The organism is Streptomyces sp. NPDC005576 (assembly GCF_042871745.1).
Lineage (GTDB): Bacteria > Actinomycetota > Actinomycetes > Streptomycetales > Streptomycetaceae > Streptomyces.
This window is the reverse complement of the sequence record NZ_JBIAJC010000030.1, coordinates 18,505-35,855: the sequence shown is the minus strand read 5'-3', so window position 1 is coordinate 35,855 and position 17,351 is coordinate 18,505. Positions and strand designations below refer to the sequence as shown.

12 protein-coding genes are annotated in these 17,351 nt (G+C 68.6%); 5 read left to right on the top strand and 7 right to left on the bottom strand.

The features are described from left to right. Window positions 1-703 precede the first annotated feature (703 nt). The 6 genes from ACFYPN_RS32595 to ACFYPN_RS32570 form a co-directional block, all read right to left on the bottom strand. The gene (locus tag ACFYPN_RS32595; RefSeq protein WP_389303393.1) at window positions 704-1,141 is read right to left on the bottom strand and encodes a hypothetical protein; all 438 of its coding nucleotides are present in this window, start codon (window positions 1,139-1,141) and stop codon (window positions 704-706) included. 400 nt (window positions 1,142-1,541) lie between these two features. Beyond that, the gene (locus tag ACFYPN_RS32590; RefSeq protein ID WP_389303390.1) at window positions 1,542-1,718 is read right to left on the bottom strand and encodes a hypothetical protein; all 177 of its coding nucleotides are present in this window, start codon (window positions 1,716-1,718) and stop codon (window positions 1,542-1,544) included. 892 nt (window positions 1,719-2,610) lie between these two features. Further along, window positions 2,611-2,880: a hypothetical protein gene (locus ACFYPN_RS32585; RefSeq protein WP_389303388.1), complete on the bottom strand. Its 270-nt coding sequence runs from the start codon at window positions 2,878-2,880 to the stop codon at window positions 2,611-2,613. Window positions 2,881-3,618: 738 nt separating this feature from the next. Then, window positions 3,619-4,653, bottom strand: a complete 1,035-nt coding sequence (locus tag ACFYPN_RS32580) for a peptidoglycan-binding protein (RefSeq protein WP_389303385.1) — start codon at window positions 4,651-4,653, stop codon at window positions 3,619-3,621. Between the two features lie 284 nt (window positions 4,654-4,937). Then, window positions 4,938-5,111 (bottom strand): hypothetical protein, encoded by a 174-nt coding sequence (locus ACFYPN_RS32575; protein WP_389303382.1) that lies wholly within the window; start codon window positions 5,109-5,111, stop codon window positions 4,938-4,940. A gap of 1,054 nt (window positions 5,112-6,165) precedes the next feature. After that, window positions 6,166-7,203, bottom strand: a complete 1,038-nt coding sequence (locus ACFYPN_RS32570; RefSeq protein ID WP_389303379.1) for a peptidoglycan-binding protein — start codon at window positions 7,201-7,203, stop codon at window positions 6,166-6,168. Window positions 7,204-7,442: 239 nt separating this feature from the next. Between ACFYPN_RS32570 and ACFYPN_RS32565 the strand changes: the two genes are divergently transcribed. The 5 genes from ACFYPN_RS32565 (at window position 7,443) to ACFYPN_RS32545 (ending at window position 13,417) form a co-directional block, all read left to right on the top strand. Further along, complete coding sequence (locus ACFYPN_RS32565; protein WP_389303376.1) at window positions 7,443-8,843, top strand: peptidoglycan-binding protein; 1,401 nt, start codon at window positions 7,443-7,445, stop codon at window positions 8,841-8,843. Between the two features lie 150 nt (window positions 8,844-8,993). After that, window positions 8,994-9,152 carry a hypothetical protein gene (locus tag ACFYPN_RS32560; protein WP_389303373.1) on the top strand — a complete coding sequence of 53 codons (159 nt, stop codon included), beginning with the start codon at window positions 8,994-8,996 and terminating at the stop codon, window positions 9,150-9,152. Between the two features lie 1,213 nt (window positions 9,153-10,365). Next, complete coding sequence (locus ACFYPN_RS32555) at window positions 10,366-11,598, top strand: helix-turn-helix domain-containing protein (RefSeq protein WP_389303371.1); 1,233 nt, start codon at window positions 10,366-10,368, stop codon at window positions 11,596-11,598. A 110-nt stretch (window positions 11,599-11,708) separates the two neighbouring features. Then, window positions 11,709-12,506, top strand: a complete 798-nt coding sequence (locus ACFYPN_RS32550) for a ParA family protein (protein ID WP_389303368.1) — start codon at window positions 11,709-11,711, stop codon at window positions 12,504-12,506. Continuing rightward, entirely contained in the window at window positions 12,503-13,417 is a 915-nt protein-coding gene (locus ACFYPN_RS32545; protein WP_389303365.1) for a hypothetical protein, read from the top strand. Before ACFYPN_RS32550 ends, ACFYPN_RS32545 begins: the two co-directional genes overlap by 4 nt. 470 nt (window positions 13,418-13,887) lie before the next feature. Here the strand turns inward: ACFYPN_RS32545 and ACFYPN_RS32540 are convergent, their stop codons facing one another. Then, window positions 13,888-14,820 (bottom strand): NlpC/P60 family protein, encoded by a 933-nt coding sequence (locus ACFYPN_RS32540; RefSeq protein WP_389303362.1) that lies wholly within the window; start codon window positions 14,818-14,820, stop codon window positions 13,888-13,890. Window positions 14,821-17,351 lie beyond the last annotated feature (2,531 nt).

Below are 17,351 nucleotides of genomic sequence, written 5' to 3'. Positions count from 1 at the left end.
CCCGCGGAGCGGGTAATGCAGCGCTGGCGCGCTGCATAGAACGGGAATGCGCTGCGCGCATTCTGAAAGGCGCTGCGCGCCTTTGATAAATCGCTGCGCGGTTTATGATGAATTCCCGCACGCGGGAATTACATTTACCGCTGCGCGGTAAATGTGGGCGCCTCTCCGCTTCGCTCCGTGGCGGGGCGTCCGCTGCGCTCCCGCCCTACCGGCTTCGCCGGGCTGGCTACGGGCAGCGGACGGTGCATCAGGCGCGGGCCCTTGTAAGGCTTGGGGTTCCGGCCCACTGCCCCGGGGCGGCCGGGGTGGGTTGACGGGCCGCCAGGAGGACGCGGGGGCAGGGTCGCCACCACGGGGACGGCAGGGCGGAGAAACCCCGGGTGATGCTGCTTCAGATCGGGTGCGGGATGAACTCTGAAACCAGCCCACACCCTCGCTGCATCAAATGATGCGCATGTTCCTTTGGCGGAACCGGGCCACACCCCCGGGACACCGCTCCCCCTCGGTGCATCACTTCGAGAGTCTGTGTAGTGATTGGGACTCTGGGCCCCTACCGGAGGTGCTCGGAGCGCCTTTTGATGCGCGGGTAGAAACACGAACGAATCGGCATCTCCGGCCCGGGAATCTAAACTCCGGGCGTACCGGCAATTCACGTGTTTGGAGTTCTCAAATTTTCGATTTTGATTGCCGGTTTTACGGTGTGTCAGTGGCGCCAGCGGTTGAATAGGTACCACTGGATTTGTCCTGGGAGTTGATGGCGCCAAAGCCACCAGGGCAGGTTCCGGCGTGGGACAAAGTCCCAGAGATCGTCGTCGGCCTCGTTGCCACGTGGCTGGGTGCGCAGCAGGGCGAGGCATTCCCGGTCGGTGGTGCGGTGCAGTCGCGCGACGTGTGCCAGCGCCACTGTGCCTTGGTGCTGCCGTGTGGGGTCGGTGGCGCGGAGCGCTTGGGCGACGCGGGGCAGGATGGTCCGGGGGTCGGGGTGGTGCAGGGCGAGCCCGATGACCGCGATGCCGACGTGGCGTTCACCGCGTTCGAAGGCCGCGTCGACGACGGCCGGGTCGTGGACCCCGATCAGTCCGGTCCCATGCTCCCAGTCGAGAACTGCGGGCTGGGACTCCGGCATCTCCTCGTATGCCATGACCGAACGTTAGTGCGGGCGGCTTGGTTCCGTTCCGGCGCCCGCCAGAAGCAGGAGCACAGAACGACGGTGTGCGCGGGCAGATGACGGGGCGTCTGATGCGCCATGTGCGGCCACGCCGACATCAGGGTGGGGGCTAACCGCCTGGCCCGGTAGACGCTTCTGCAACCTGCGGGGCATGACCGCTGCCCCTTCACGCTGTGTAGCGGCGAGGCGATGCGAAGACCCCTTGACCACCCCCTTGACCGGCTCCCTGGTGGGGGGTGATCAAGGGGTTTGTGCTCGCTTCGCCCCGCCGCTACCTTCCGTGACCGGCCGGAGGGCGGTGACCGTGCTGGTGCCGCCTGAGCGGGGCGCAGACCGGGCGCGGGGTGGCCGCGTGGTCCGCCGGGAAGCGGGTTCACCTGGTAGCCGCCAGGGCGGCGCCGGCCCCGACGAGGACGGCGGCGAACGTCCCGACGACAATCAGCGGCGTCGCGAGGCGGGGGTGGCGGTAGGCGAGGTAGCCGACCGCGGACAGGAGCAGCAGGCCGACCAGGGCCGCGAGCAGGACGACGGTCAGGGCGAGTGTGGACATGGGTTCTCCTTCGGGTTGGTGCGCCGGAGAGGGCCGGCGCGGGTCAGGGCGGAACGTCGGGGGCGGAGCGTGGAGGAGCTGCACTCCTTGCGTCCCGGCGAGATGGCGGAACAGCGACGCCCCGCCCGGAGACGGGGCGGGGCGGTGGTGCCCGTTGGCAGGTGGGAGCAGAGTGCGGCGGGCGGGGGTTAGCCACGCAAGGGACCAGTCCGGGGGATTACGATCCCGCGCCGGAGACGCACATTCAATGCTTTGACCTGCGGTTTTGCAGGGGTGCGGCTATTGAATGCGCAGCCGGGCGCTGGTAGGCGCTGGGCGGGTTCTCTTCCTGTACGTACCTGTCCTCTGGCGGAAAATCGTACGGGGAGTGACGTACATCACAGGAATGTGCAGGTGATGGCGCTGGAGGCGGGGCGCTCTCCGATACGCCGCGCCGGCTGCTTCTCCGGCCAGGGCGCCCCGCGCTGCGGCGGCTTGCCCTGCAACTTGCCTCAGCCGACCGAGTCCAGCGGGCGGAACCGCAGGTCAGACGTGCGGTCACGGGGTACCTGGTGCGCCGACTGCTTCTCTGGGACACCTCTTCGGGAAGCCCGGCCCGGTCCCGCCGGGTCCTCGATGCCGCCCAGGCCGTGCACACGTTTCCTACACGCGTACGCGTGCACGCGTGCTTGCGCCGAGGGATCCACCGGGGGCGGCGGTGATGAGGAGCCGGTGAACGCCGCCCGCTGGGCGCCGAGCCCGCCGACCGCTCCCGCGAGTCGACCTCGAGGTCGCGCCGCGAGCCCAGTTCGTCGACGGACCACCCGCCCGGCAACCGTGGCCGCGCTCGTTTCCCCCCTTCCTTCCCAACCAGACAGCGCGCTCCGACGCCCGCGAGCGGCGCGCCGCCGGGTCACTGCCGCGTGCGAACGCAGGTGACGACCAGGGCGGCCGTGGCGACGACAAAGGCGCCGAACGCGAGCATTGTGTTCAGCGGTCCGGCTGCGCCGGGGCGGACCAGGACGATGAACCCGACGAAGACGGCCGCAATCACGGCAACCGCGGCGGCGAGGCAGACAAAGGCTGCCTTGACCCCCGATGGGATCCCCAAGGCGGGCGGGACCGGCGGGACGGGAGCGGCCGAGACGACGGCGGGCTGCTGGGTCTGGGGGGTGGTGGTCATGTCGGGTTCCTCGCGGTGGTGGCGTGTACAGAGGTGACGGTGCGCGATACGGATCGCCGCGCACGGAGGTCCATCTCGGGTGGAGCGGCCGGAGTGGAGCACGTGCCGACTGCTTGCGTCGCGGGGTGGACTCCCCGGGGCGACGAGCAGCACTTTGCGGGGCAGCGGGGTTAGCCCCGCAACCCCGCTCTCACCTGATTTGAAGGGAGTCGGTGACCAGGTCACTCCTCGGCGATCCGGCCCCGGGTCGCCGTACGGCGGCCTGATGGGCAAACAGCACCGCCCCGGGCCTTGGGGAGGCCCGGGGCGGACGAGTTGCGCTGTGGTCGGCGTACGGGGGCCGGAGCGCCTGCTGTGGCTCCGGATCGGGACTTCGCCGTGAATTCGGCTGGTCCCGGCTACACCAAAGGCCACCACCCGGATCGGGTTGGTGGCCTTCCTACGGGCGTGCCCGTCAGATAACGGCGATTGTAGCCCTCTCCCTTGGGGTGCGCCAGAGCGATCGCCAACGAATCACCCACAACCGCCGTACGACGACCTGACGGGCGAACAAGACCGCCCCGGCCTTGGAAAGCCCCGGGTAACTGATGTGTGGTCAATCGCAGGTCAGCGCCTGTTCCCGCAGCGGGGCGGCCCTGACCACTCCCCGGAGACCTATTACGGAACGCACCGGCCCGGACGCGCACACGGCTGCGGCCGCGCCTGGGGAGGGGCGCGGCCGCAGCGGGATGGGTCGGGTTACTTCCAGGCGCAGTGGATGTGGGTGCTGTGGTTGGGGTCGCCGGGGCCGAGGACCTCGGTGGCGCCGAGGGCAGTGCAGAGCTTCATGACCTTCTTGTGGGGGGCGCCGCTGCCTACGTGGATGCCGTTGATGTAGTTGGCGTCGAAGGTGAGTCCGGCGTAGTGGCGGGAGGTCTTGCTGTGGACGCCGCCGACGAACTCGGAGATCTGCAGGGTGTAGCCGTACTTGTCGTGCAGGGTGATCAGGGCGCGGAGCATGCGGGGGTCGAGCTGGACGCGCTTGTAGCCGACGTGGCTGTTGCCGCTGGTGGCGGCGCCGATGCCCTTGGCCATGTCGTGGATGTTCTGGTAGGCGGTGGAGCGGGAGTCGACGGTCTCGGAGTGGGTGCGGGCGTAGGTGATGCCGCGGGTGTTCAGGAGCTGGCGGGCCAGGGCGACGGAACTGCCGGCCGGCTTGCTGGTGCTGGGCTTGGGGGCGGGCTTGGCCGGGGTGGAGGTAGCGATCAGGAAGTTCCACGTCTTCGGGCCGACGATGCCGTCGGTCTTCAGGCCGACCCTCTTCTGGAAGCTGCGGACGGCGCTGCTGGTGTTCTTGCCGAAGACGCCGTCGGTCTTCACGCCGAGTTGGACCTGGATGGCCTTGACCGCGGATCCCTTCGCGCCGGTGCGCAGGGTGAGGGAGGTCAGCTTCGTCCAGGTCTTGGGCCCGACTGCTCCGTCGGCTTTCAGGCCGGCGCGGTGCTGGAAGTTGCGGACTGCGGCCGCCGTCTTCTTGCCGAAGGCCCCGTCGGCCTTCACCGCGTGGCCGCGGGCCGTGAGGAGGTGCTGGAGCGTCAGGACGTCCGTGCCCCGGGAGCCGGTCTTCAGGACCGGCCAGAAGGCGAGCCTGGTGGCGTTGGTCGCGGCATGGGCGGCCTCCCTCGGCGAGGCGCTGGCCTGGTCGCCGGTCGTGCTCACCGCGCCGAGCGCGCCGCCGGCGAGGAGGGCGGCCGCGAGGCCCTGCAGCAGAAGGTTCCTGAGGTTCTTACGCATGTGGGTGTCCTTGTTCGTGTGGGGTGGCCGACCGCGTGCAGCGGAGGCGTGGGGTGTTTCGCCGGCCTGCTGGGCGGCGGTGACGAGGTGAAGAGTCGGTGTACCGCTGTTCCTTGGGAAGCCCGGTCCGCGTTTCAGGCGTTCCGTCCGTTCCGCGGCCTGGTCGGCGAGTTCCGCAAGCCTGTGAGCTGGGAGAACGGCGGGCTGCTGGAACGGGGACCGGCCGGTTGAAAGGGGCCCCGGTACAGGGCGAGGCGGGGGCCGGGGCTCCCCTCCCGGTTCTCTCACTTCTTCCGCCGGAGCAGTGCGGCGATGAGGGCCGGCAGGGCGCCGAGTACGGCGACGGTGTCGCCCCTGCGGGCGCGGAGGAGGGCAACGACGCACACGAACGTGGCGCAGAACAGCGCAACGATGAAGGCGACGGGTACAGCGGTGGCGAGCAGGGCGAGCGCGTCCATGGTGATGGGTCTCCTGGTTGAGGGCGTGCGGGGGTAGGGCGGTGGCGGTGCGGTGGAAGGAACAGTTCTCCCGGCCCCGACAGTGCGGAGAGGGGGGAGCGGTGCAGTGCCGTCCGGCGTCTGGTCGCGTCGGCATCAAAAGGGCCATGCGGATGAAGGCGGACGAGATGAGGTGAATGACGGGACGGGAACTCCGAGGCGCCCCGCAGGTGTGCGGGGCGCCTCGGAGTTCAGATCATCAGTTCGCGCGGCTGCATTCAATGCCCTGGGGAGATGTGCGAGTGGTGCTCGTACCGCTACCTCTTGCGCTTCACGCTGGTAGGGGAGTTGAGCGGGACCTCTACACCCGAATTCGAGAGGGGCGAGTGACCTACGCAACACTCCGCAGGTGCGATGTCCTACTTTAGTTATCGGGTGGTGGTCTCGCTCCTCGCGATCTTGAGGGTGGCTGCGGGCGACGGGGAGCCTCGCGGATACGGTCGGGCGTATGAACTGATGGAGCTGCCCACCCCCGAGTCCGTGCCGGTGTGCAAGCCCGACTCGTGCACGAATCCGCTGACCCCGTCGCGCAGGGCGGCTCCGCGGCGGTACTGCTCGTAGTCGTGCCGGCAGCGTGCCTACGAGCAGCGGCGTACCCGGTCGATCGTGGCGGTGACGGTCGGTGTCGAGCGTGCCCGGCACGAGAATCCGGCTCCCGCCCCTGTTCCCGCACGGGTTTGGAGATCATCACAGAGTGGGTGGAGTCCCACTCGACGATGTCCGGCTTCATCCGGCGCGCCTTCATGGTGGACGTGCCGATGACGTCCTTGAGGCGCTTGACGTTGAGCCGCCGATCCTCCGACAGTTACTCAGCCATGGCGAAGCGTGCCCTCGAAGGTCCATCACCTCGGGTGGGATGCGCTCGCGGGTCCGCGAGTAGGACTCGGTCGGACAGCAGCACGCCGCCCCGGGCCGGGGCCTGCCCGGGGTGGGGAGTGGGATGGGCTCGTGGCGGTGCGGAAAACGCCGACCGCCCCCGGCAGATACTGCCGGGGACGATCGGGGTGAGAGCGGGTCAGCTGACGTAAAGAGTGAGGTTCTTGGGCCAGCAGGCCTGGTCGAGACGCTTGAAAAGGTCCTTGATGTCGCCCGGCGTGAGCTTGATGCAGCCGAGGGACTTGTAGTCGTTGGCGCCGTCCCAGCGGTCGGCGTCGTCGTGGTTGGGGGTGTCCTTGCCCTGGCCCCCGTTGCGGGTCATCTCGCTGTGGATGAACAGGTCGGTCCGCGTGACTTTGCCGGTCTTGCAGGGCGTGTTCGGGAGCTGGATGGCGTAGCCGTCGATGGCGTTGCCGTCGCGGTTGGTGAAGTGGGCCTGCACCCTGTACGCGCCGGTGGGCAGCCAGCCGACTCCGGAGGCGCACTCGTTCGTGTTCTTGCCCGAGCCGGCGCGCCAGGACTTGAGCGTCTTGCCGTCGCGCACGAGGGAGAGCTTGGAGTAGGTGGGGTGCTTCCAGTTCTTCTCGAACTGCAGGGAGTAACCCTTGATGATCGGCTTGGCGAAGGAGCCGGTGATCAGGGCGTTCCACGTCCGGGCGTCGACGGTGCCGGTGGCGGGGAGGTTCTTCCTGGTCTGGAGGGCGCGGACGGCGGCGGCGGTCTTCTTGCCGTAGATACCGTCGGCCTTGAGGCCGAGCTGGACCTGGAGCGCCTTGACGGCGAATCCCTTGGCGCCGGTGCGCAGGGTGTAGGCGGTCAGCTTGTTCCAGGTCTTCGGGCCGACGGCCCCGTCGGCCTTCAGCCGGGTCCGCTTCTGGAAGGTCGCGACGGCGGCGGCGGTCTTCTTGCCGTAGACGCCGTCGGCCTTCACGGCGTGGCCGTGGGCCGCGAGCAGGTACTGGACGGTCTTGACGTCCGTGCCGCTGGAGCCGGTCTTCAGTACCGGCCACACGCCCTGGAACCCGGCAGGCAGGGCGGGGGTGCCGTACGAGGCGGGCGCGGGCTTCGTGGAGGCGTTGGCCTCGTCTCCGGTGGAGTTGACCACGCCGAGCGCGCCGCCGGCGAGGAGGACGGCCGCGAGGCCCTGCAGGAGAAGGTTCCTGACGTTCTTTCGCATCTTCATCCCTCGATCACGTGACCCACGTTCCCCCTGGTAGGGGAGGCGTGGGAGCGGTTGCGCCGCCCGGCCGGACGGCGCTGACGAGAGGAAGGTTCGGGGTACCGCCGTTCCATCGGTAGCCTGATCCCCATTCCAGGCCGTTCCGCCTGTTCCACACGTTCCAAAAGGCTCTTTGACCTGTGGAAATACAGGGTGTTGGAACACGCGGTTTTTCATGATCGTGTCGAGGGGGACGCGTGCTGTCCGAGGACGAGGGACACCGAAGCGGGAATCTGCCGGAGATCGAGGCCCTGCGGGTCGCGCTGGTACGGCTCAAACAGGAGAAAAGCCTCTCCCTGACCGCGCTGGCCCACGACAGCCACATCTCGCGGTCGACCTGGAACCGGGTACTGAAGGGCGAGTCGTTCCCGCCGCGCAAAGAGATCGAACGGCTCAGCAGAAGACCCCGGCTCGACGCGCAGCATCTGGTGGGGTTGTGGGAAGCCGCCGACGCGGCCGTCAAGCGAGCCGAGGCCCGCCCCACGGCGGGCGGCGTGCCGCTGGTGGGGCCCGACGGCGACATCGCCGTGAGCACGCCGGAAGCGGCGGGCGTTGCCCCAACATTCGCGAGTAGTTCCACCGCTTCCGCGGCGGTCACGGAAGCGGTCGCCGTATCGCGCGGCGATGCCCCAGTGCCTGGCGGGCCGCCCCTCCCTACCACCGTGGCGGCCGAGGCCGACAGGACTACCGTCCAGCCAGTCCCGGCCGACCACGGTGAGAAGGGCTCCGTCGGACCGGTAGCGGCTGCGGTCCCACCGCCCTCGGCCCCAGACGCCGAGGCGGCCGACGTGCAGTCTCCCGAGGGCGGCGAGACCGCAGCCGCTCAGTCCACCGTCTCGGCACCGGCGGGTGGAGAGATCGGTGTCGTCCGACCGGTTCCCGTACCAGGGCCCACCGCCAAGACCAGCAAGATGGCCAAGCTGCTGATCGCCCTCCTGGCGCTCACAGTGGTTCTCCTCATCGGACGGTGGGCCGCCATGCCCGATGCCGGCAAGGACGACACCGCGGCAACCGGCGCCATCGGCGACACCTTGCCCAGCGGCATCGAAAGCCTGCCCGGCGACGACGGAAACACCAACGAGGGCACGGAGGGCAAGAACGTGGGCGACAAGGAGCCATCCCAGGCCCCTGCCCAGCCCTCCGGTGAGCCGACAGCGGGAAACGACGACGACCCGCAAGATCCCCCCGTCACCGGCCCTGACGAATCCCTCGAGCCCGAGACATCATCCGGCAGCAAGACCACCGCTCCCCCGGCCGGCCGGGAGCCCCAGGACAAGGCGCCCTCAGCCCTCCCGGTCCCGACCACCGCGACGACAGCCGCTTCGCTCGGCGCGGAAGGGCGCACCGCGTGCGCCCACTACCAGCCCAACCGCCGCGTGACCCTGGCCAAGGGCATGGTCGGCACCAACGTCGCCCAGGTCCAGTGCCTCCTCAACCACAACTACGGCTACACCCTCACAGAGGACGGCACGTTCGGCAGCGGCACCGAGGCCGGAGTCAAAGCGGTCCAGCGCTGCTCCGGCATCACCGTCGACGGCCAGGTCGGATCTGAGACCTGGAAGTACCTCGACTATCCAAAGCCCGCCTGCGGCCACTGACCCGCTCCGGCTTCCACCACAGCCACCCGGCCCTGCCGCGAGCCCTTGTTCCGGGAGGAACGCGACCAGGCCGACGCATCCGTGGCCGCAGTCGGCCTGGTAGGAGTCGTACATGTCGGCGGTGGGCGCTTGTCCATTGTCGGCCCGCCAATGACGCTGGTGATCCAGGACGGCTCCACCGCGGTGGAGCCGGTCGTCCCTTCGCTGGTGGTGCTGATGCTCGTCGCCCGGGTGTTTCTGGACCGGTCGTGCTTCCGTGCCGTCGGTGCCGGACGCCATTCCAAATGCCTCGGTGCGACGAGCAGGTAGCTCCCGTGCCGAGCGCCATGACGAGTACGGCAGCAGCGCCACCGGGCGGCCTTCGGCCAGTTGCGCGCCCAGGCTGGGCCCGAGTACCAAAATGGACCGTAACTTCGCGGGGCCCCGAGCGCCTACGGAGGCCGGGGCGAAGACAAGCGGCACGGTGGAGGTGGCTGAGGGCACCTTCTGTGCGGTCGGCTGTGGGACCTTACCGCCCAGGCGCACGAAGATGCTCTTCCGGAGCATGAGGACATCGGGCAGGAACGCGGCGGCGCCGGGATGGAGCTCGTCGGCACGGACGCAGAAGAGACAGGGTCGAGGCAATACGTGACAGACGCCACATGAGTGCTTCAAGTGACCGGTGAGGGAACTGGACTGCGCCAAATGGCGTAGTCCGTCTGCGCTCAACAACGACGCTCAACGCACTACCAGTCCCTGCGCCCGAGGACGAAAGTGACTTCAACCTCCCGCATTCGGGCGGGAGTTCGCAGGTCACCGTAAGGGTGAACCTAAAATGCGATCACTCATTGACCGTCAAACGACTACTCCTCAACGGAGTTGTCCGCCCTTGAGCAGTCCTGAGCAGGTCGGTGCTGTAGGTGCGACCCGGTAGCATCTTCCCAACATCGTCTCTCGCGGCGTATATCGACGATCGGCTGGCCCGATCGGGGTCGATCGCCCCGCGTCCGAGAGGGGGTGATGCGGATGGATTCCCCGCCTGATGGCGGGGAGCGCAACAACCGAAATAAGGCCATGAAGAAGGTCCTTGGCTGGCTGGCGCTACAGGCACTGAGTGCCTGGCTGCGCCACCAGGTCGAGAATCTCTTCTAAGTGGTCGAGGCTCCCTGCGTCAACAGGGAGCCACGGATGGCGCTTCCACCGCCGGCCCTGTGCCCCCGCCAACGGATCGCAACCGTGGGGGTACAGGGCCACTTTCGTAGCGTTGCGCGCAACCACCGTTTCAACGCTCTGGCCTGCGGCGTACAACCTCGCGCATTCACGCGCACAGATCCACTAGTCCTGCCACTTACGAACACGTAGCTGCAGCTCAGAGCACTCAGATGTAGATACCCACACGCGCGCTCTGATGCTTCAATGTACCCCTAAAATGCCCCCATCGACCAGAAAGCACACCTCGATGACGCGTGGCCTGGCCAATTTCAGCCCTTCGAGGCTGAGAAGTTGCCGACTGGACTTCGCCCGGCGATCCGGGGGTCAACAGATGACTGCAGAAGGTCTCGCTTCAGCGGTCGGAACGACCAAAGCGCAGATCCTCGCCTACGAGAACGGGCACCGGGTGCCAGATCCACCGCGTATCAAGAGCCTGGCACGTGCCCTTCAGGTGCACCCCTGGTACCTGATGAACCTGGAAAACCAGGGGCAGTGGACGGTAGCCGATCTGAGGAGAGCATGCGGACAGCGCGCCAGCGACGTCGTGGACGCGATCGGGGTGGCTCCGAAGGTCTACCGCCGGTTCGAGGTAGAGGGCATCGTGCCCAACAGGCGGCCGCAGTTCCTCAGCGAGGTAGCCCGCACCTTTGGCGTGTCACGCAGAAGCCTGGAGAAGGCCATCGACCGGGCTCCGGCAGCTCGAGACCGCCGACGTCGCGCCGCCGATCTCGTTGTACGTCTCGCTGAGCGTTACGTACCCACTCGGGGAAAGTGGCAAGGGCCCACGGCTACGGACCCAGATCTCATTGAACTGGCGGCTCTTTTCGCCCGTCCGCTTACCCGGATGAGACGTGTCATGACCTACGAGCTGGGCGAACTGAGGCAGTGGCATGTACGGCTACTACGGGAACAAGCCATCGCGGACTTCGACACCGACCGCACACGGCAGGCAGGCGCGCGCGAGGCGGCGTATCACTGGAACGCCGTCGCTAGCCGCTATCGCAACAGAATCCCGGGCCGCCTGGAGCTGTTCCACCGCAGTGCCCAGCCCTCAGACGTATGGTCCCTGTTGGTTGATCTAATCAACGAGGAGGCAGTGTCGCGAGGTGACGGGCCATGGATAGTGACGAAATTTCTCACCGACCGTCCGTCACTGCTGCCCCCACACCTCGTAGACGAGATGCTCGTCGACGGCGTCCACGTGGTCAGGCTGTCAACGGAGGGGAACTCGCATGTTGCTCTGTTCGCCGGACTGTACGCAGCGCTTTATCCTGCTGCGCGCAAGCCCTCCCGAGCAACCCGCATGTCCTCCGCACGCAAGGTTCCAGCTCCTAGTACCTTCGTTCTCTCTAACCCCCACATCCGCCTGGCTGTCCCTCAGCCCTACCTGGATGCAGCTGGGCTGAGCGCAAGCCCCTCAAAAACCAAGCTCTTGGAACTGAACGACCGCTACATGCTGACCATCAACACCGGCACGCTCGCTGTTAGCGCTGTACCCACGCAGACCGATGAGGCGTTCAAGGAGGGTCCAGCCCTCGACAGGTGGATAGCCGATGAGGCGTAAAAGGCCAACCGCTCTCCTCGCTGAATCGGACATAAGGCTCCTTCCGAGTTCGCCCAATCTTGCCTATAGCCTTCCGTTGTGGAAACAGTGTGTGAAGCGAGGGTCTGGTCATGAGCAGGGTGCTGGCTGTGTACAGCGAGAAGGGCGGTGTGGGCAAGAGCGCCCTGTCCGCCGGGCTGGTGGCCGCCGCGCGCAGACGCAAGCTCGCGGTCGTGGCCGGTGACCTCGATCCGCGGGCGACGTTCACCGCGGAGCTCGGGATCTCGAAGGACGAGGCGCCGGCGTTCTCCATGAACGACTTGCTCGCGCTGGATCCGCAGGGCGACACCGGTCTCGCGGCCGACGCGCTGGTGCCGGCGTCGGAGGCGTGGTCGGGCGTGCAGGTGATCGCCGCCGAGCGGGCGCTGGCCAACCGGGAGACGGATAACGTCGCCGTCGGCCTCGAGTTCCGGCTGCGGATGGCGCTGAAGGGCGTGATCGGCCCGGACGGCGTCGGTGTCCTGGATCTCCCTCCCCGGGCCGGCGGGAAGCTGGTGACGTCCGCGCTGATCGCGGCGACGGACGTGTTCATCCCGGCGACGCTCGACGAGGACGGCCGCATCGGCGCGGCGGAGGCGCTGAACACGATCAAGCTCGTCAAGGACCTGGGGATGAACGCGGACCTGCGGGTCGTCGGGATCGTGCCGTCGATCGTGCCGGGCGGGCGCAGCACGCTGAAGGACGCCATAGGGAAGTACCTGGCGGACACCTACGGGCCGCTGTACCGCGACGACCTCGCGATCCCGCGTCACTCGGTGCGTCAGCAGACCCGGTTCGCGTGCGTGCCGATCACCGATGCTTCCGGGCGCGAGGCCCAGGCGCTGACGGAGGCGTACGACAGGATCCTGACCGCTGGAGTGTCGGAGTGAGCAACAAGCTGATCGCGGCGGGCACCAGCCGCTTGAAGAAGGCCGCCGACTCCGCCGTGGACCCGGCGGTCCCCGCCGAACTGCAGAACCAGTCGGTGCCGTCGCAGGCCGGGGAGCTGAGCGAGTTCGCCGGCGGCCGCGTCCTGGGCGCTGACGACGTCCAGGGCACCCCGGAGGAGCAGCTGGCGTACGTCGTCGAGCGCCTCACCGAGATCGACGGCCTCGGCAGGCGGGCCGAAGACTTCGTCGTCCTGAACAAGGGCGCCCTGCTGGAGGTGGCGCAGGAGCGCGAGCTGCACAAAGTGGCCGGGGAGGAGAACTTCGCCCGGTGGGCGGGCGGGGTCCTCGACATCGAGGAGAAGTACGTCTTCGAGCTGCTCCAGGACGCGGCGCGTATCCGCACGGTGGGTGAGCTCGGGACCGACCTGACCCAGCACCTGACGCGGGCGTCCGCGCGGAAGGTCGTCTCGGACGTCATCACGGAGCACGGCCTGGACGTGGCCCGGAACCTCATGAGCCAGGGCCTGGCCCTGGCTGCCGAGCAGGGGAAGAAGCGGCCGACGGCGGCTCTGCTGGCCGAGGTGGCGCGCGCCCTGAACGCGCCGGCGATCCCGCCGCAGGAGCAGAGGTCAGAAATTTCTGACCTCCCGGCAGCCGCCCCCACGGCGAATGCGGTTCCCGAGGTGGTGGCGCTCGAGCGCGCGGCGGCCGCGGTACGGGCCCAGGTCTACGCCGCGCTGGCTCCCGCATCGGTCGCGGCGGCCGTCTCGGCGAACCCGGCAGCGGTACGCGCCCACCTCGATGACCTGCAGAAAGAGATCGTCCGGGCCGCGAAGCGGATCGGCGCGGCCCAGCGAGCAGCGGACGCCGCCGGACAGGCCGAGGAGCCCGCTCCGGTAAGGAAGGGCTGAGCACGCACGCACCGAGGCCGCCGGTTCCTTGCCGACGACGTGGAGGGCCCCAGAACGCTCGCCGCCGCCGAGCACGGACGCCAGCTCGCCGAGGCCGAGGCGCAGCTGCTGCGCGATCAGCTCGACGCGCGGCGGAGCACATCGCGGGTCTTCAACAGGCGCTGCGGGCGTTGGCGCCTGGTCCGGACCAGGCGGTACTCCAGCCGTCCCCTTCCGTCCCCGGGCAGGCCCACCCGCCCGCCGCGGCAGCTGCGGCCGGCCGCGGCGCCAGAACCCGAGGGCGCGGTGGAAGGGTGGCGCCGTGGTGGCGGCGGTCAGTGCGCGGGCTCACATGCCGCGTCGGCGACGGCCTGCGGTGCGTAGCCGTCGCGCAGGAGCTGCAGGGCCTCCTGACGAAGCTCTCCAGTGCTGGTGAGGGCGGCACCGAGGCGGTCTTGGATCTGGGCGTCCAGGCTTTCACCCGGCTTCCATCACAGCGCTATGTGGCGGTAGCTGACGACCTGCGATGCCTTGGTCAGCGGCGCGACGGTGACAGCACGGCCGACGCCGGGGGCATGTATGACCTCGCCGTCCCCGATGTAGAGCTGAACGTGACCACCTCCGTTGCTGATCACCAGGTCGCCGGGGACGAGTTGGGCGCGGGTGGTGGCCTTACCGGCTTGGACCTGACTCCAGGTGGTACGCGGGAGTTTCACCCCGGCAGCCTCCCAGGCTCGCATCACCAGTCCGGAGCAGTCGTATCCCCCGGGGCCGGTGCCGCCCCAGACGTAGGGCTTTCCTACCTGGGCCCGGGCATACGTCACGACGGTCTGAGCCGTCGGCTTCCCGGCCGCCGACTTGCGCGTCTTCGCTCCGGAGGAAGGGACCGGGGTCCCCCGCGGTGTAGGTTTCGCCCGCTCGGCCGGCTCGGTGGAGGCGGGAAGGCGCAGGGTGTCTCCGGCGTAGATCAGCGTTGATGTGCCCAGCTCATTGAGCTGCTGCAGTGTCTTGACGGTCGTGTCGTACGAGCCGGCCAGCGCGTAGAGAGTGTCGCCCGGTCGCAAAAGGATCTTTTTGACTGTCGGCGGCTTCTTGGCCATGCCGCTGTCCCGTGCGGCCGGCTCAGCGATCTTCGGTCCGTGTATCCGCCCTGTCTGCGTACCGGGGGCCCTCGTGCCTGAAGGAGTGGGGGCGGTCGGTCCTTCCGGCGCGAGCGACAGACGGGGTCCGGGCGGCGCCGAGGACGACGATTCCGACGGGCCGTGCACGGCCAGGATCACCCCCGAGAGGAGCGAGAGCAGGAACAGCAGCACCATGCCGGAGACCGCCCACAGCCTGTTCCCCGTCTTTCGGGTCCGCGGCTTGCGGTGCGACACCTGCGCCCGCGACTGCTTCGAGGGCCTGAACAACATCTGCTGCGCCATCACAACCTCCTTGGGAGGACCGGGAAGTTCACGGCCCGAAAGAAGGCTGTTCCGGCCTCGCGGTGTCCCGCCAGAGCTCCAGGTGTCCTGGACAGTCCGCATCCGTCCGTGCCCCTGACCCCCCTCAGGGGGGGCGGCACGACACTCCCCGGCACTGCCTCTGACCAGCTGGGACAGGCGTGGGCTGTCCCAGCCGCCGCGATCCGCCCGGCCCGCAGCGCGGCGGCATCCTTCTCTCACCGTCTGCAGTCGACCCCGCCCAGGCACCGGTGTCGACGACCTCAGGCGGGCTCACTGCAGGCCTCTTCGGAGGAAGCAGCGGTCCCGGGCCTCTCGGTCCGCGACTCGGGGAACATCAGCATGCGCAGTACACGAGTACTAGGCTGTGGAAGGTGACGGAGCTCAGACAAGGCCTCCCGGCTGCGGAGACAGACGACGGTTTACCCCAGCCGCAGGATGCGGCGAATCCCGCACAGTTCGTGGCCGCAATGCGGCAATTGCGGCTATGGGCGGATCTGAGCTACCGGCAACTGGAGCGCCGGGCTGATGCTGTGGGAGACGTGCTGCCACGCACCACGATCTCCGGCGTCCTGAACCGGCCCGAGTTACCCAGAGAAGAACTCCTGGCTTCCTTCGTCCGAGCGTGCGGCGGTGACGAAGAGCTGGTCGGCGCGTGGGTCAAAGCCCGCCGACGCTTGGCCGTCGAATCGGGAAATCCCTCCGCCCTCATGCCCGCTGGGCCGATGGCGACAAGCGCACCCAAACGCGAAGCCGGACAAGGTGCGAAAGAAAGCCTCAGTTCCACGGCTGCCCTCGTGCAGAGCGAGGACTGCGGCCAACCCGCCGGGGAGCGTCTCCCCTCGGTCCCCGCACCGTCAGCTACGCACGTCGGCATTGCAGCTCCGCCAGATCCTTCAGCGGACGAGGGCAAGCCCGTTCTCCCGCGACCAAATGTCTCGAAGACAGTGGAGGAGGAAACCACTCCGGCGCGGGTGGTACCCCTTCATCGGCGGCCAAAGGTGGTGGTGGGAGTAAGTGCCGCGATTGTTCTCATCGCTGCCGGCCTCATAGGAATACCCCTGTTTCCCGACGACGACGCTGACAGGCCACACGCGCCCGCGACACGCGCACCAGCCCCGTCAGTGACAGTCAGCACTCCTCCGGCCCTCGTCTCCAGCACTCCCTCCTCGAAGCCAGCTGCCCAGCGCAAACCGGCACCGGGCCCGACAGGCCACACCCTGCCGGGCAACGCCACCAGCGCCCCGGCTCAGAGCTCGCCCCCGGTCCAGAGCCGGACCCCGTCTCCGAACCCGACCACGAGTAAGCGGCCTTCCAGCGGTCCTGCGCCGCAACTCCCCCAACCGGAAACGACTTTCTACGAGTCACCACCCCCGGCTTACACACCCTCTCCGACACCGACGGAGGACTCCTTCCCGGTGGAAACCTGTTGGGATGTCACCAACGACTGCGTGTAGTCCCCCTCCATGGCTGATCCTTGCTCTCGCAGGGGCGAGCTCCAGCCGATGACGTGGAGCGTGCGGTATCCGGAGTCTCGATGACCGCGTCCCGGGCGGCGGGTACGCGCAGGATGGCGCCCGCATAAATGACGGAGGAACCCAGTCCGTTGATGCGCTGCAGCCTCTTGGCCGTGGTGTCCGGCAAGGCCGTACAGCCTGTCTCCGTAGACCAGGAGGACCGTCTGCTCGGCGGGTCTGGGAGCCGACCAGGTACCTGCCTGACCCGGCTCCTGCATCTGCCCCGGGGCCGGCTCCTTCGGCTGCCCGGGTACTGATCGGGGTGCTCCTCCCGTCGCGGAAGGGACGGAAGGAGGCGGCGAGCCTTGAATGCCGACGACCGCGCCCCGAAGTACCGACGCCATCCCCCTCACACAGCGCCGGCACGAACCGCGCCCCTCTCCTCGCCGCCGAGGCACCTTCTCCGGCTGTACGCGGCGTGCGTCCCCGTACAGCCGACTTCGCGACCCTCCGACTCTCAGGCTTCTGTGCTGTCTTCGTCATCACAACCTCCTCCAGGGCCCGCGGCGAGGTAGCTGGCTGGGAAGCCTTCCCGGCACTGATCTGTCCGGCAGTTTTTCTGGAGGGACGGGACAGCCCAGCGCTGTCTGGGCCTGCCGCTGTTCCGGGCAGAAAGCACCCTCGGATTCCCCAGCCCTTGGGCTGTCCCGGCCTCCACGAGTAGCCCTGACCAGCCGGGACAGTCCAGGACTGTCCCGGCCGCCTTCATGCGTTGCCGGTGAAGGCACTGCCACGCAACGCTTCTCTCACCGCCCCGCACCGGCTCGACGACTCCCTGCGCATGCGTCTCCCCGCGTCTGCAGGTGGGTCGGCTCGCTGTCCTCGCTGGGCGAAGAACTCGGCTGCCCGGCTGCGGGGGGGGGGGGGGCGGGCGCCGCGCCCCCCCCCCCCCCCCCCCCCCCCCCCACCCACACCCCCACCCCCACCCCCCCCCCCCCCCCCGGGGGGGGGGGCCCCCCCCCCCCACGCCCCCCCCCGCCCCCCCGCCCCCCGGCC